The sequence below is a fragment of the Noviherbaspirillum saxi genome, assembly GCF_003591035.1.
GTDB lineage: Bacteria > Pseudomonadota > Gammaproteobacteria > Burkholderiales > Burkholderiaceae_D > Noviherbaspirillum > Noviherbaspirillum saxi.
The window spans coordinates 1,259,210-1,272,213 of record NZ_QYUO01000002.1 but is presented as its reverse complement, the minus strand read 5'-3'; the positions used below and the strand labels follow the sequence as shown (position 1 = coordinate 1,272,213).

Here is a 13,004-nt window from a genome sequence, read left to right as displayed (position 1 = left end):
GTATATCCCCTTTTGCAGCGGTTGCACCGCCGAACCGAATCACGACAAGCAATGCTCTATAGCCACGACCGCGCTTTGCATCATGGAAACGCCGGAATGTTTGGCTCCTCTCCACGGAAATTCAATTCCGGATGGCGTTCCGCAAGTCGTGCCTCAATTGCCTTGACCCGATGTGCCGGTATGTCGGCAATCATCAGCACCCTGCCTTTTTCAATCTCCGGGAAGAATGCTGTCAGCCTCGTACTGGGGATGGCCGCGGCCACCATGCTCGCCGCCCAGCCTCCAAACAAAAGACCGACCAGGGTCGCCGTCGTGGCCACGAGCGCTTGCGACGCGAGGTCGAAATAATAGATCACCAAGAACCCCAGGCACATACCGAGAATTGCGCCGACGATCATGCCGTTCTGCGCCCCATGCACCACATCCGTCTTGTGCAGGAAATTTGCTTCAGGCAAATCTTCCGGCAACGGCCCTCTTGATAGAAAGTGAACATGCCGGACTTCAATGCGTTGCAACAGCAAGTCATCAAGCGCGCGCCGGGCACTATCGATGTCGGGGAGCAAATAGTAGAGTCTATGTCGCATGGCCACCTCCTTGGCTACCTATCGCAGAACAGATTCAGTATATGCATCCTTATCAAACATTCAATTCATGGATTAATGGCGTGAACTTTTTATTTAATGATAGCGGGCAGGGTAGTCCCGCTATCGCTGTACTTTGCGTGCGGCTGACGAGGCCTAGCCTGGCGCAAAATCCATCGCTTTTATTTTTGTCATTTCTTGAATCTGTTGTTCAGATATCCACGTATTCTTGCCAAACCTGCTCGATGACATCTCTGAATTTGATGGAAAATAATGCCAAAGAAGAAACTAAAAACTCATAAAAATCTACCAACTATCTACTTCATTCCACTATTCATTGGGTTGTCTTTATTTTCCGTAGGCAATTTGGTGTTGGCGCAAGAAAAAACACTTCCCGCGGTCAATGTGGAAGCGTCCCGTACCAGTCAACTAGGAATTGCTGAATCAGCCAATGCCGGTGTGGTCATCCAGCGGCAACTGGAGGCGCGTACCGTTTATCGAGCCGGTGAACTGCTCGAGGCCACGCCCGGCTTGATCGTCAGCCAACACAGCGGTGAAGGCAAAGCGAACCAGTTTTACCTGCGCGGCTTTAACCTTGATCACGGGACGGACTTGCGCACGACCGTCGATGGCATGCTGGTCAATCAGCGCAGCCATGGACATGGACAGGTTTGGACCGACCTCAACTTCCTGACTCCCGAATTGACGACCCGACTGGAATACCGAAAGGGTCCCTACTACGCGGCGGAGGGAGACTTGCATCGGCCGCTACGGCAAGTGTGATGTATGCGGATAAGCTTGTACAAGGGTTACTGAGCGTCGGCATAGGACAGAACGGGTATCGCCATACCCTGCTCGAGTCACACCTGGCCCATGGCGATGTTTGGAAAAGAATCCGAAAATACGATTGGCCTGCAGCTGCAGAATGACAGTATCCAGAACGGCTTATTTAGCACGGCCACCCGGCAGCGACTGTCGACTACGCGGTCGGACCATATCGCAGAGCGAAGCGCCGGTATTTATTTTGAGAACAACACCCGCTGGACCGATACTATTAGAACGGTCGCCGGCTTGAGGGAGGACTTTTACCGGTTCAATGTCGGTAGCGACAATCCCGCCAACTCTGGCAAAGCCAGCGATAGCATTGCCAGCCCAAAGTTAAGCCTTATTTTTGGCCCTTGGGCAAAGACCGAATATTACTTCAATGTCGGCGCCGGTTTCCACAGTAATGACGCTCGCGGAACCACGATTGCTGTGGACCCGGTGTCCGGTGCAGCGGTGGATCGCGTTCCTCCGCTGGTTCGCTCGAAAGGTGCGGAACTGGGGATGCGCATCGAGATCATTCCTGGACTGCAAAGTTCGCTGGCGTTGTACCAACTCGATTTTGATTCCGAGCTCGTCTTTGTCGGTGACGTGGGTACAACGGAAGCAGGTCGACCCAGCCGCCGGGTGGGGTTCGAATTCAACAATTATTACAAGGCGACCAACTGGCTGACCATCGATGCCGATCTCGCCTTTGCCAGGGCACGCTTTCGTGACGTCGATCCTGCAGGTCGGCGCATCCCGGGCGCCGTCGAAGGGGTGGCATCGATCGCCTTGGCTGTAGACAAGATCGGTCCCTATTTCGGCGCATTGCAGCTGCGCTATTTCGGACCGCGTCCCCTAATTGAAGATAACAGTGTCCGGTCCAAAGGACCGCAACGCTCAACGGCCGCATTGGCTATAAGATCAACAAGAAGACACGGGTTGAACTGGAAGGTTTTAATCTCACGAACCGCAAGGATTCGGCAATCGACTACCATTATGCTTCCCGTCTCGCCAATGAACCGCCCGGCGAGTTGACTGACGACATCCATTTTCACCCGATCGAATCGCGCTCATTTCGGGTCACGCTCAACATGAGCTTTTAACGTTTAACATTTGGCGCTGACTGTCCTTTCTGATCTTCGGCAACGTCGCACACCCGTAGCGGCGACCATTGTCCTTCTCATCCACCAAAGAACTGGAATCAGCGTCGAAGAATTGCGTCTCTTAATGGGGGATCGACGCGCAAAGTTTCGGCTGACGCATGCACTTTGTCAGTCTTTTACAAGGGTGTAGCACATTGTTGAACCCCATTGCTTTCCATCTCTTGCCTTATTGCACAATCGGTGATGCTATGGAAATAGTCGACGCGATGGTGCAAGCCGCGTTGAAAACGGCGACGGAGGCAGGGCTTTTCCCAAGATTTTGCACGCTAAGATGGTTAATTGATAACCATCAAACCATTAGTCTTTAACTATGACATTTCTATAGTTTGCCAGTCCTATCTTCCTGGTTACTTTTTTACATTCACCACGGAGACGGAAATGGACGGTTTAAAAAAAAGAAATGCAATTGGCATGACCTTCATGGCAGCTGCCGTCGCTGGGATTTTCATGGCGCCTGCGATGGCATCCAGTCACCGCGAAGCGCCTTTCTTGACTAATTCGCCAAAGAACGACGGCACCGATTTATATATGTTCCGTAGTTACGAGCAGGGACGGCAGGACTATGTCACGGTGATGGCGAACTATATCCCGTTCCAGGATCCGCAAGGCGGCCCAAACTTTTATCAGCTCGATCAAAACGGCCTTTACGAGATCCACTTTGATAACAATGGCGATGCCAAAGAAGACATCACCTTCCAGTTCCGCTTCAAGAATGCGTCAAAGGCGACTGCCCTGCCTGTCGGCGGCAAACAAGTAAAAATCCCGCTCATTAATTCCGGTCCGATTGACGGCATTAATCCGGCGACATTGAATGTCCGTGAAACGTTCACGATTGATGTCGTGCGCGGCGACCGGCGCACCGGCACCAAGTCTGCTGTGACCATGGGAGCAGGAAATCGGGATTTCGACAAGCCGGTCGATAACATCGGTGAAAAAACCTTTGGCGGCGCAGACGGCTACGAAAAGTATGCGAATCAGCATATTTACGATGTTTCCATTCCAAACTGCGGCAATGGGCGTGTCTTTGTCGGTCAGCGTAAGGAGCCGTTCTATATTGCGGTAGGCAAAATTTTCGACCTCGTCAACCTGAATCCGCTTGGGCCAGAAGTCGACGGCAACAAGAACGATCTCGAGATGAAGAACGTCAGTACGATTGCGATGGAACTCCCGATCTCGTGCCTGACAACGGCTGGCGATCCAGTCATCGGCGCCTATACCACCGCCAGCATTCGTCAGGGCCGCATCATCAATCCATTCCCCGAATCCGGCATCAATAACGCGTCCAAGGAAGGTGGCGCCTGGTCGCAAGTGTCGCGAGTGGGCATGCCACTGGTGAACGAAGTGGTGATTGGCATGGAAGACAAGGATCGCTTTAATAGTTCCAAGCCAAAAGACGATGCGCAGTTTATCGACTACGTGACCAACCCGACACTTCCAGCCGTCATCCAGATACTGTTCCCGTCCGCCAAGGCTCCGACCAACTTCCCGCGCACTGACCTCGTCACGGTATTCCTGAAAGGCATTGAAGGCGTCAACCAGCCCAAAAATGTGGTTCCGTCTGAAATGCTGCGCCTGAACACATCGATTGCTCCCACTGCTCCCCAGACACAGAGTCCGCTGGGCGTGGCTGGCGGCGACAATGCGGGTTTCCCGAACGGGCGCCGTCCGGCCGATGATGTCGTCGATCTTTCAACGCGGGTCGCAATGGGAGCCCTTTGTGCTCTCACCGGCGACGCCGACATGCTGAAAGTCGGTTGCAAACCGTCTGATGCGCCGGCCGGGGCACTGCCATTGACCGATGGCGTACGCAAGACGGCAGCCGACTTCAAGGCGACCTTCCCGTATTTTAATACGCCGATTCCTGGCAACAAGTAAGGAGCCATCATGGAACATAAACATCCTTACTTAGTAGCGTCATTGTCCATGGCGCTGATCATCGGACTGACGGGATGTGGCGGTGGCGGGGGTGACTCGTCGAGTGCGGCAAACAACGTGACGACCGGTGCCGGTGCGCCGGCGGCGACTGCGGGTCCATCAACGGCAGACAACTCGTTCTTGAGTCGCGTGATGGCACTCATATCCGGCACCTCGGATACCGTAGAACCGCAAGTAATTGGCGCAGAACCGGTTTCCACCTCTGATGACACTGAACCTGGGAAATTGAGCAGCTAATCAAAGGACATCCTCTGTGGTGCATCGGGCCGGCAAGTGTCGGCCCGATGCATGTTGTTAGTAGTAGGAGGAGATACCATGACGCACCCCAGAAAAGGCCAGTTAGCGCCTGGTAATTCGGTCGTGGAATGCAAGTAGTAGGCGAAGGTGTCAAAACCGAGCAACAACTGACGATACTTAAATCTTTGGCTATTCTAGGTTACGAGGCCGAGGAAGCGATTGGCAAATCCTACGCAGAGTTCATCCATCCGGATGATCGTGGAGCGACCAGGGACGCACTAATCGATTCTACGGCCAAGCCAAACGTTCATATTGAGAATCGCTGGCGCCATAAGGAAGGGGCATATCGTTGGATCGACTGGGCAAGCTCCAACGATGAAGGTACATTGTTTGCGACCGGGCGCGATGTTACGGACGACTAACAACAAGCTGAAGCGTTGCAGCTGGCCGAAGATTCGTTGCGGCAGGCGCAGAAGATGGAGGCGGTCGGCAACTGACCGGTGGTCTGGCGCACGATTTCAATAACATGTTGGTCGGCATCATGGGTAACCTGGAAATGCTCAAAGTCCGGCTGGATCAAGGTCTGATCGACGGCAACATCAAGTACGTAGACGGTCCGCTGACTTCGGTCAATTGTGCGGCTGCATTGACCCATCGGCTGTTGGCATTTTCCCGTTGCCAGACCCTCGATCCAAAACCGACTGACGTCAACCACCTCGTGCTTTCCATGGAAGACCTGATTCGCCGCACACTAGGTCCCAACATATATCTGGAGACGGTACTCACGAATGGGTTGTGGACGGCGCTGTGCGACCCGAACCAGTTAGAAACCGCATTGCTTAATCTAGCGATCAACAGTCGCGATGCGATGCCCGACGGCGGCCGTTTAACTATTGAAACGGTCAATGCGCCGCTGGATCGCGAAGGCCTGGCCGGTGCCGGCGAGGTTGAAACTGGCGACTATATCCGCCCCTGCGTCAGCGACACTGGAGTTGGTATGACTACGGATATCGCCAAGCGCGCCGTCGATCCTTTTTTTACAACTAAACCGATTGGCCAGGGGACCGCGCTGGGTCTGTCAATGATTTATGGTTTTGTGAAAAAATCGAAAGGTCATATGCGGATTCTGTCCCGTCCCGGCGAAGGCACGACAGTGCAGCTGCTGCTTCCACGGCGTGTCGGGCCAGCCGAAACGCAAACGCCTCATACGTTGTTGCCTGCGACTTGTATTGACCAAAAAGCCATAGTACTTTTGGTGGAGGATGAGGATGCGGTTCGCAAAATACTACCGAGATGCTTGGAAATATCGGGTATGTCGTAGTCGAAGCTTCAAACGGTATTGATGGCCTGCGCCAGCTCAGGACGATGCCTCGCATTGATCTCCTCATTACCGATGTGGGTCTGCCCAAAGGCATGAATGGCCGCCAACTCGCCCACGCCGGCAGGGAAATCCTCGCTGACATGAAGGTATTGTTTATTACCGGATTTGCCGAGACCGCAGCGAGCGGAATGGGACTGACCGCACCGGGGATGCAGGTGCTCATTAAACCATTCTCGCTCACGACATTTGCGACCAAGGTACATGGAATGATTGAAAGCTGATGGCACTTGGCTTTTCACGAAGCCGTTGCAGTGAAGTTCGATACGGTTGTACGTTGCGCTATTTGTATTATTGGTTTTGGTTTGACCTGTCATGCCACCGCTATCCCAGTATTGAGTAGTTACTAAATCGTGCGTTTGTAAGCGAGGAGATGAAAAAGCTTGTCACGGACGATAAAAAGAATCTCGCGCCTCTGATCCAACGAGATGGCCAGAATATCTTTGTTCCCGTGACGCTAGGCTAGCGCGGAAAAGGAGCCGGATACATGCGATACATCGACGCGGTGGATCGCGTCCGGCAAGCAATGCAGAATTCAATAGCGCGCTGCCCAATCCATCGATCCATCCATGGTACAAACGATCACACTGCAAAGACTAATGTTTCACCATCGGCCGGAATATGCAATCGGTCTGCCACGCCTGCATTCTTCGCTGCGAGGTATAGCTCACGTCGCCCTACAGGACAATGCGCGACTGCTTCCAGATGGTTGGCGACCACGGCGCCCTTTGCCAGGCGGGCGAACTCGATCGCGTCGTCGATTCCCATAATGATTTCAGACCCGAAGTCAAATCTTGCGCCTCCGGCCGGAATCAGCGACACCTGTGGCTGGTACTGAACGACAAATTCTTTTACTTTTGACGTGAGCACTGTATCGCCGGCCAGATAGACAGTAGGCTCGCCTGGCCACTCGATAAAATAGCCGACGCCGTGTTCCATCATCATTCCAACCAAGCCGACACCATGGGTACACTTTACTGTTCGTATGGTCCCGCTTAGAAAGGGCTGGCATTCCCAATGCCAGTCTGCCAATGAACGGACGTTGAGGCCTCGTTGACGGAGATATTCCGCATCATGCGGAGTACAAATGACGGGAATCTGACTCTGGCGCAACCACTGTTTTCCCGATCGATCCAAGTGGTCGAAATGGCCTTTCTGGCAATGGGTGATTAAACAGTGCGTCACGGTAGACAGTATCGAGTCGGTCACCGCAGGAAGTTCAACAGTGGGATTGCGTTGGCTATCCTGAAGAAATTTCAACGGCGGGAATTCACCTTTGGCACCGAGCATGGGATCGACCAGGATCCGATATTCGCCTATTTCGAGGACTGCTGTCGCATTGCGGAGTTGAGTTATTTTCATTTTCGTGGCCGGCTATTCAGGAGCGTCATTGTGCAATGTTCTGGATCTGCTTAATATGGCGAAAACTGACATAAACCAATCATTTTCAGACATGGCGCGTATTTCCCCTTTTCGTATTGGCCTTCTTCTGTACAGAAACTGCATGCCAGCCGGCCTGTTTGCGTTCTCGGATCTCGTCCATGCAGCAAATCGCCGCGCTGGCCGTCACATTTTTGAACCGATATTCGTTGCCGCGCGGGCCGAGGAGATCAAGTGTGCGCACAACCAGGTGTTGAAGCCGGCGGATACGGTCTTCGATGCCGCGCTTGACGCCATCTTGATCCCGGGTTGCTGGGCTGAGTCCATTGCGCAGATAGAGGAAGTTTTAGTAGAAAATGCCGAGGTGATAAATGCACTGCGCACGCTCAACAAAAGCGTCATGATGTGGAGCTACTGTACGGGCGTTTGCTTGATGGCCGCAACAGGGCGTTTAAATGGTCAGAAGGCCACCGTGACATGGTGGCTGTCGGACATGATGCGCAAACAGTACCCCGCAGCGTCGTGGCTCAGCGAGCGGACCAGCATCTTCAATTTGCGGACAGCGACTGCGTCCGGCGTCAATGGCTATCAACTCCTTGCTCAGGAACTTATAGAGAAGCAGGTTAGCAAGGAGGCCTATCGGGATCTCACGAAATTGATGGTGCTGCCGCGACCCGAAAGAACTCATCATGCATTCCAGGCAATGAATCTTATTGAGCAACCAGACGCATTTCTTCGCAAGCTATATCTCCTTACCGAAGGCATGCCCGCATCAGAAGTGACGGTGCGCAGACTAGCCGATCAACTGGGAACGACAGAGCGTACACTTGCAAGAAAGGTTGGCGCCGCAGTGGGTTTGCCGGTTGCGGCCTATCTGCGTCGCATCAAACTAAATCAGGTAAGCGAACGCCTTATCCTGACGTCCACACCGGCCAACACCATCAGCATTGCGCTTGGATTTAGCAGCGACTCCAGTATGCGCCGCATGTTTAAAGACCTGACTGGACTAACCCCTGCAGAATACCGTCAAGCTTACGGACGTCCATAGGTTTGTATGCATGCAATACCGTCATGCTGACAGACATTCAGCCGATGCGGGTTATTTGAGGGAAGCGACAAACGAAGTCACCGAATGACCGTACTGCTGTCTATATTGGGAAGTCGTCATTCCAGTCGCCTTTTTGAAGGCACGCATCAGGCTTGCCTCATCGGTAAAACCCAACTCGGCACATATCGTCTTTACCGAAGATGCCGACGATAACAGCGCGTTTGCGACTTGACGCAACTTGACTAGTCGCAGCCATTCGCCGGCACTGACTTGCGTATGCTGGTCGATTTTTCTGCTTAAGGTTCTTGACGATACGGAAAGGTATCTTGCTGCCTCACTAAGGTTTAAGCCGGATGCCGGCACTTTTTGGGCATAAGCAATCAGTCGCTGCAGTTGCGGCTCTGACTGAGCGATCATTTCGACAGATCTGAACACCGGATGACCTGTGTTGGAGCGGGGAACCAGCATCGCCTGCTCCACGTCCCGAATGACTTCCGCAGGCATCCGGGAGATCAGCAGTTTACTTAGCACGGCCCAGTAGCCATTTGCGCCAGCCGCAGTCATGATCTTGCGATCCTCGATGACAGGTTGCTGAAAATCCCATGCGACTGCAGTAAATCGCTTGCGCAGAGATTGCTCAAGCCACCATGTCGCCGTGGCTTCATGGCGATCGATCTTTCCGGCGGCAGCCACTAATGCGACGCCCATGCAATAGGTCCACAATGCAGTCCGCTCCGGAAGTTGACCGAGCCAGTCGATGAAGAGCGATTGCCGGTCCAGCATAAGGTCGATGTCGGTCGCGGTTTCGGCCCAGAAACCTGGCAGCAGATAGGCGTCGCATGGTTCATGCAATGCATAATCCATCTCGAGCGTCGCGCCATTATTCACATTTACCCTGCCGTTGCCGGCACCGATCCATATCGGTTCGAAAACGGACTTCCCGATACGTCGGTTGATCGCCTGAAAAAGATCGGACGCGGCAAAGAGCCCAGCCGGCATGCATCCTGGATAGACTAAAAGTCCTATCCTCATCGCGGGCTGCGGTCGATGGCTAGAAAGGGAGCTTGGCATAAATTGACATTCGCGACATTCGTATTGGATTGCATGCTTGGCTTAATTTGCATTGATTGTGACACAAATTACCATTCCCGGTTGCGCAAGACTCGGCCACACTATGACTACGCGTGCATTTCGCTGCACGATTTACTTAAAGGTGCCGACTATGTTTGTAAATGTGCAGGGAGCCAAGATCCATTTTTCAGACTCAGGAAAGGGAGCGCCAACACTTTTTCTGCATGGCATACCCGACTCCGGCGCGGTCTGGAAAGATGTGACTCGCGTAGTGAGTGCCTCATACCGATGTGTCGTACCAGACCTTCCCGGCTTCGGACAGTCGGCGGCCCCTGCCGGCTTTCACATCAGCCTTGACGAAATGGCGAAATTTGTCGACGCCTTTCTCGTGGCGCTGGGCATCAGCGAGCCGGTAAACCTGGTCGTGCATGACATCGGTGGTCCGTATGGCCTGGCGTGGGCCGTGCGGCATCCGGAAAAGATGAGAAGCATTGCCATCATGAATACCGTTTTTCAGTCCGAATACCGTTGGCACCGCTATGGACGTATTTGTCGCACGCCCATTCTCGGAGAATTGCTCCAGATCCTCACGTCGCAGTCTGGGCTGGCGCGCGCCATGCGCGTCAACTCGGGAGCGACCAAGCCAAGCCGCGAACATATCACCGCCACTTACCGCAGCTTTACGGCTTCAGTACGTAAGATGGTGCTTCGTGTCTACCGAGGGCTAGACCCACAGGTTTTTCAGGGTTGGGATACCCAGTTGCGTGCACTTAGCGCAGTCGTGCCTTCCCTTGTCATGTGGGGCGATCGCGATACTTATATTGACGCTTCCTTCGCAAGCCGTTTTGGCGCTCAAAAGGTCAAGCACTTCCCTCAGTGCGGACATTGGCCGATGGTAGAGATTCCGGAGATCGTGTCCAGAAACTTGCTGGAGCATCTTTCGAGAGTGGTGCCCGCGGATGCTCCATTGGGACGGGCGTCTACAGCCCTGGCGCCGGTACTTCCGGAATAGGATTGCGCAGGCTCAGGTTAAGCATGTTCCAACTCTTGATCGCAGCCACTGCATAACCCAGCTCGACGACCTCGGTTTCGGAAAAATACTCGCGCACCCAAGCGAACTCCTCGTCGCTGGCATCGCTATGCGGCTGGCTGTTGACAATCTCCACCCAGCGCAGCGCTGCGCGCTCATGGTCGCTGAAGAACGGCGCCTCGCGCCATACGGCCACAGCATTGAGATGACGCGGATCCATGCCTTGGCGGATCAGGTCACGCCAGTGCAGATCAACGCAGAAACCGCAGCCGTTGATCTGCGAGATCCGCAAGTTGACGAGTTCAACCAGCCGCTCGCCGAGCGAGCTTTGCTTGACTGTGGCGGACAAGTTCATGAGGGCCTTGAGATTGGCGGGAGCAAGCTTGAACAGAGAAATCCGCGCAGGGTGAGACATAGCAATCCTTTCTGTTAATCAGGTACGGGACACAGTGCGCCGTCCTTAATCACTAGACGTACGACTGGGGGTAATTGTGACAGACTGAAACAATCGTGCGGCGCAAAAATGACATGCTTCCCTGGCAGTATGCAGGTAGGTAGTTTTTGGCTCGTTTTCATTTGTCACCGGATAAACGAGAAGCGACTCCTTCTCGACTCCTCCTCCATGCGGCTGTGGCGATGTGCGCTGCCATCGGCGGCCGTAGTGTCATTCGCTGCAGTCCGTTCGCAGGAACGGTAAAATAACTGTCTTGTCCCGAATTCGCTTGAGCTTTTGCGCGTCCCCTCCGAAGCACGATATCAGAAATGCATCACTATGCCGCTGCTATCAGGTAACTGAATATCTGCTATCACCAATCGGAAGCAGACTTGAGCGCCACAGCGGGGTACTATGCATCTGTCTCCTCCAACTCTTCTTGAATTGGATTCGCCCGCAACCGAAAGGTCTGCGGGCTTTTTTCTATGTTGAAGATTTCGCTCCGTTGACGGGGAGGCGAGCGGCATACGCGAAGACACTGCGCCAACGTGTTCACGATAGGTGCAGACAGGTGCAGATAGGTGCAACTTGTAGTCCGGAATACCGCTCCAATGTACTTTTGTGACAGGGTGACAAGTGACAAGCAACGTATGTGACAAGGTAGATGTTTCCCGCGTTCTGATCCAGCGTACAAAAGGCCTGCACTCGAAAGCGCGCGTTTCATCGATACAGGCAGCCGACATAGTGCTGAAGAACTGGGCGGACGGCGTGCCGGCTGCCGAGGACGATCAGTGCGATGTCCAGGTTATTTTCGAGGATGGATTTCGCTATCGCGGCAAGTTCGGTCTCAAGCATACCGAAAAACGGATTTCGCTGGCACGACATATTCGTCGGCAATTGACGGCCTTGGCCGCAGCCAAGCGCTGCAGCAATGCCGCAGCGGCGAACGATGAGCCCGTGATCAGCCTGATCGGCACCGATATCGCCGACTCCGCGCGGATTGCGTTGGACCAGTACGATATTTAAGGCTACGCTGAATAAGTCCCGCGATGGCGCAGGCCTGATTTCGGGATGAGGCGCAAGGCGCAAACCACAGACATGGCGGGGCCATGGCGAGGATTTGCAACGCCGCGGATCGCCCGAAATCAGGATGTGCGACACGCGAGGACTTGTTCAGCGTAGCCTTAAGCATTGAACAAGTTTTAAGCCGCAAGCCAAGTACTACACTGAATCGCGTTCTGCGCTCAGTTCCGGCTTATGACCGGCTTGCTGTATGCGATACGCGGAATGTTTCTCACCGGGGTCCGTGCCGGCGGTGGTCCCTATTGCAGATCAACAGGATGCGACAGTGCGACTGCATATGCAGTTTGCGCGCAGTTTAATTCTCTGAATTCCGGCGACGCAGTCGGATGAAATATGCGATGGTTCCGAACAGGAGCAAGGTAGCCAGCACGGTCGCCTGCGTAATGCCCGAAGCTTCTCCGAAAAACTCCAGACCGTGTCCGGTCCCATATCCCATCAGTGCAAACGCAAGCGCCCAGACAAAGGCGCTGATCAGATTGATCACCTGAAAGGGCAGGGTGCCGAGTTTGCTCATGCCAATGGCAATCAGCCCGACCATACGCAACCCGTACAGGAAGCGCAACGACGGAACCAACAGCATGTGATGTCGTTCGATCAATTGATCGATACGGGTCTTGCGTGAATGCAATGAGGGAAAGCGCTGCAGGATCGTAGTGCCGTATTTCCGGCCTGCATAGAAATACGGTTGATCGCCGAGAAAGCTTGCAACGGCCGCGATAGCGATAACGTAGGGCAATGCAAGATGCTGGTGATAAGCTGCCAAACCGGCCGCAAGCACCACCGCCTCGCCCTCCAGGAAACTGCCGAGAGCAAGAGCAAGGTACCCATACTGTTGAATAAAGCCGATCACACTCATGC

The 13,004-nt window shown here is 53.9% G+C and carries 16 protein-coding genes; 10 read left to right on the top strand and 6 right to left on the bottom strand.

Translation table 11 applies throughout. The features are described from left to right. Positions 1-80: 80 nt before the first annotated feature. Entirely contained in the window at positions 81-584 is a 504-nt protein-coding gene (locus D3871_RS21495; RefSeq protein WP_119771078.1) for a DUF1269 domain-containing protein, read from the bottom strand. A 270-nt stretch (positions 585-854) separates the two neighbouring features. Here D3871_RS21495 and D3871_RS31560 point away from each other — a divergent pair, with 270 nt between their 5' ends. From D3871_RS31560 to D3871_RS21485, 3 genes are all read left to right on the top strand, one after another. Beyond that, positions 855-1,364 carry a TonB-dependent receptor plug domain-containing protein gene (locus D3871_RS31560; protein ID WP_338016856.1) on the top strand — a complete coding sequence of 170 codons (510 nt, stop codon included), beginning with the start codon at positions 855-857 and terminating at the stop codon, positions 1,362-1,364. Between the two features lie 90 nt (positions 1,365-1,454). Continuing rightward, entirely contained in the window at positions 1,455-2,423 is a 969-nt protein-coding gene (locus D3871_RS31555) for a TonB-dependent receptor domain-containing protein (RefSeq protein ID WP_338016855.1), read from the top strand. A 506-nt stretch (positions 2,424-2,929) separates the two neighbouring features. Further along, positions 2,930-4,426: a DUF4331 domain-containing protein gene (locus tag D3871_RS21485; protein WP_119771077.1), complete on the top strand. Its 1,497-nt coding sequence runs from the start codon at positions 2,930-2,932 to the stop codon at positions 4,424-4,426. Between the two features lie 26 nt (positions 4,427-4,452). Here the strand turns inward: D3871_RS21485 and D3871_RS30335 are convergent, their stop codons facing one another. Then, on the bottom strand, positions 4,453-4,629 hold the full coding sequence (locus D3871_RS30335) for a hypothetical protein (protein ID WP_158598009.1): 177 nt from the start codon (positions 4,627-4,629) through the stop codon (positions 4,453-4,455). 222 nt (positions 4,630-4,851) lie between these two features. Here D3871_RS30335 and D3871_RS21475 point away from each other — a divergent pair, with 222 nt between their 5' ends. From D3871_RS21475 to D3871_RS21465, 3 genes are all read left to right on the top strand, one after another. Next, positions 4,852-5,145, top strand: coding sequence for a PAS domain-containing protein (locus D3871_RS21475; protein ID WP_119771075.1), 294 nt, complete (start codon positions 4,852-4,854; stop codon positions 5,143-5,145). 104 nt (positions 5,146-5,249) lie between these two features. Next, entirely contained in the window at positions 5,250-6,044 is a 795-nt protein-coding gene (locus D3871_RS21470) for an ATP-binding protein (protein WP_119771074.1), read from the top strand. After that, entirely contained in the window at positions 6,017-6,325 is a 309-nt protein-coding gene (locus tag D3871_RS21465) for a response regulator (RefSeq protein WP_119771073.1), read from the top strand. Before D3871_RS21470 ends, D3871_RS21465 begins: the two co-directional genes overlap by 28 nt. Before the next feature lie 358 nt (positions 6,326-6,683). Here D3871_RS21465 and D3871_RS21460 read toward each other — a convergent pair whose 3' ends face one another. After that, positions 6,684-7,463 (bottom strand): MBL fold metallo-hydrolase, encoded by a 780-nt coding sequence (locus tag D3871_RS21460; protein ID WP_119771072.1) that lies wholly within the window; start codon positions 7,461-7,463, stop codon positions 6,684-6,686. Between the two features lie 28 nt (positions 7,464-7,491). Here D3871_RS21460 and D3871_RS21455 point away from each other — a divergent pair, with 28 nt between their 5' ends. Continuing rightward, positions 7,492-8,529: a GlxA family transcriptional regulator gene (locus tag D3871_RS21455; protein WP_233575754.1), complete on the top strand. Its 1,038-nt coding sequence runs from the start codon at positions 7,492-7,494 to the stop codon at positions 8,527-8,529. A 51-nt stretch (positions 8,530-8,580) separates the two neighbouring features. On the opposite strand, the gene D3871_RS30330 is transcribed toward D3871_RS21455, so the two are convergent. Next, positions 8,581-9,237 carry a helix-turn-helix domain-containing protein gene (locus tag D3871_RS30330; RefSeq protein WP_158598008.1) on the bottom strand — a complete coding sequence of 219 codons (657 nt, stop codon included), beginning with the start codon at positions 9,235-9,237 and terminating at the stop codon, positions 8,581-8,583. A 60-nt stretch (positions 9,238-9,297) separates the two neighbouring features. Between D3871_RS30330 and D3871_RS30325 the strand changes: the two genes are divergently transcribed. Together D3871_RS30325 and D3871_RS21445 are read left to right on the top strand one after the other, a co-directional pair. Beyond that, positions 9,298-9,546, top strand: coding sequence for a hypothetical protein (locus D3871_RS30325; protein ID WP_158598007.1), 249 nt, complete (start codon positions 9,298-9,300; stop codon positions 9,544-9,546). Between the two features lie 205 nt (positions 9,547-9,751). After that, positions 9,752-10,612, top strand: coding sequence for an alpha/beta fold hydrolase (locus D3871_RS21445; RefSeq protein WP_158598006.1), 861 nt, complete (start codon positions 9,752-9,754; stop codon positions 10,610-10,612). On the opposite strand, the gene D3871_RS21440 is transcribed toward D3871_RS21445, so the two are convergent. Continuing rightward, complete coding sequence (locus D3871_RS21440) at positions 10,581-11,045, bottom strand: carboxymuconolactone decarboxylase family protein (protein WP_119771069.1); 465 nt, start codon at positions 11,043-11,045, stop codon at positions 10,581-10,583. The genes D3871_RS21445 and D3871_RS21440 overlap by 32 nt on opposite strands. A 654-nt stretch (positions 11,046-11,699) precedes the next feature. On the opposite strand from D3871_RS21440, the gene D3871_RS21435 reads away from it, so the two are divergent. Next, positions 11,700-12,089, top strand: coding sequence for a hypothetical protein (locus D3871_RS21435; RefSeq protein ID WP_119771068.1), 390 nt, complete (start codon positions 11,700-11,702; stop codon positions 12,087-12,089). Between the two features lie 352 nt (positions 12,090-12,441). On the opposite strand, the gene D3871_RS21430 is transcribed toward D3871_RS21435, so the two are convergent. Next, on the bottom strand, positions 12,442-13,002 hold the full coding sequence (locus tag D3871_RS21430; protein ID WP_119771067.1) for a DedA family protein: 561 nt from the start codon (positions 13,000-13,002) through the stop codon (positions 12,442-12,444). Between the last annotated feature and the right edge of the window lie 2 nt (positions 13,003-13,004).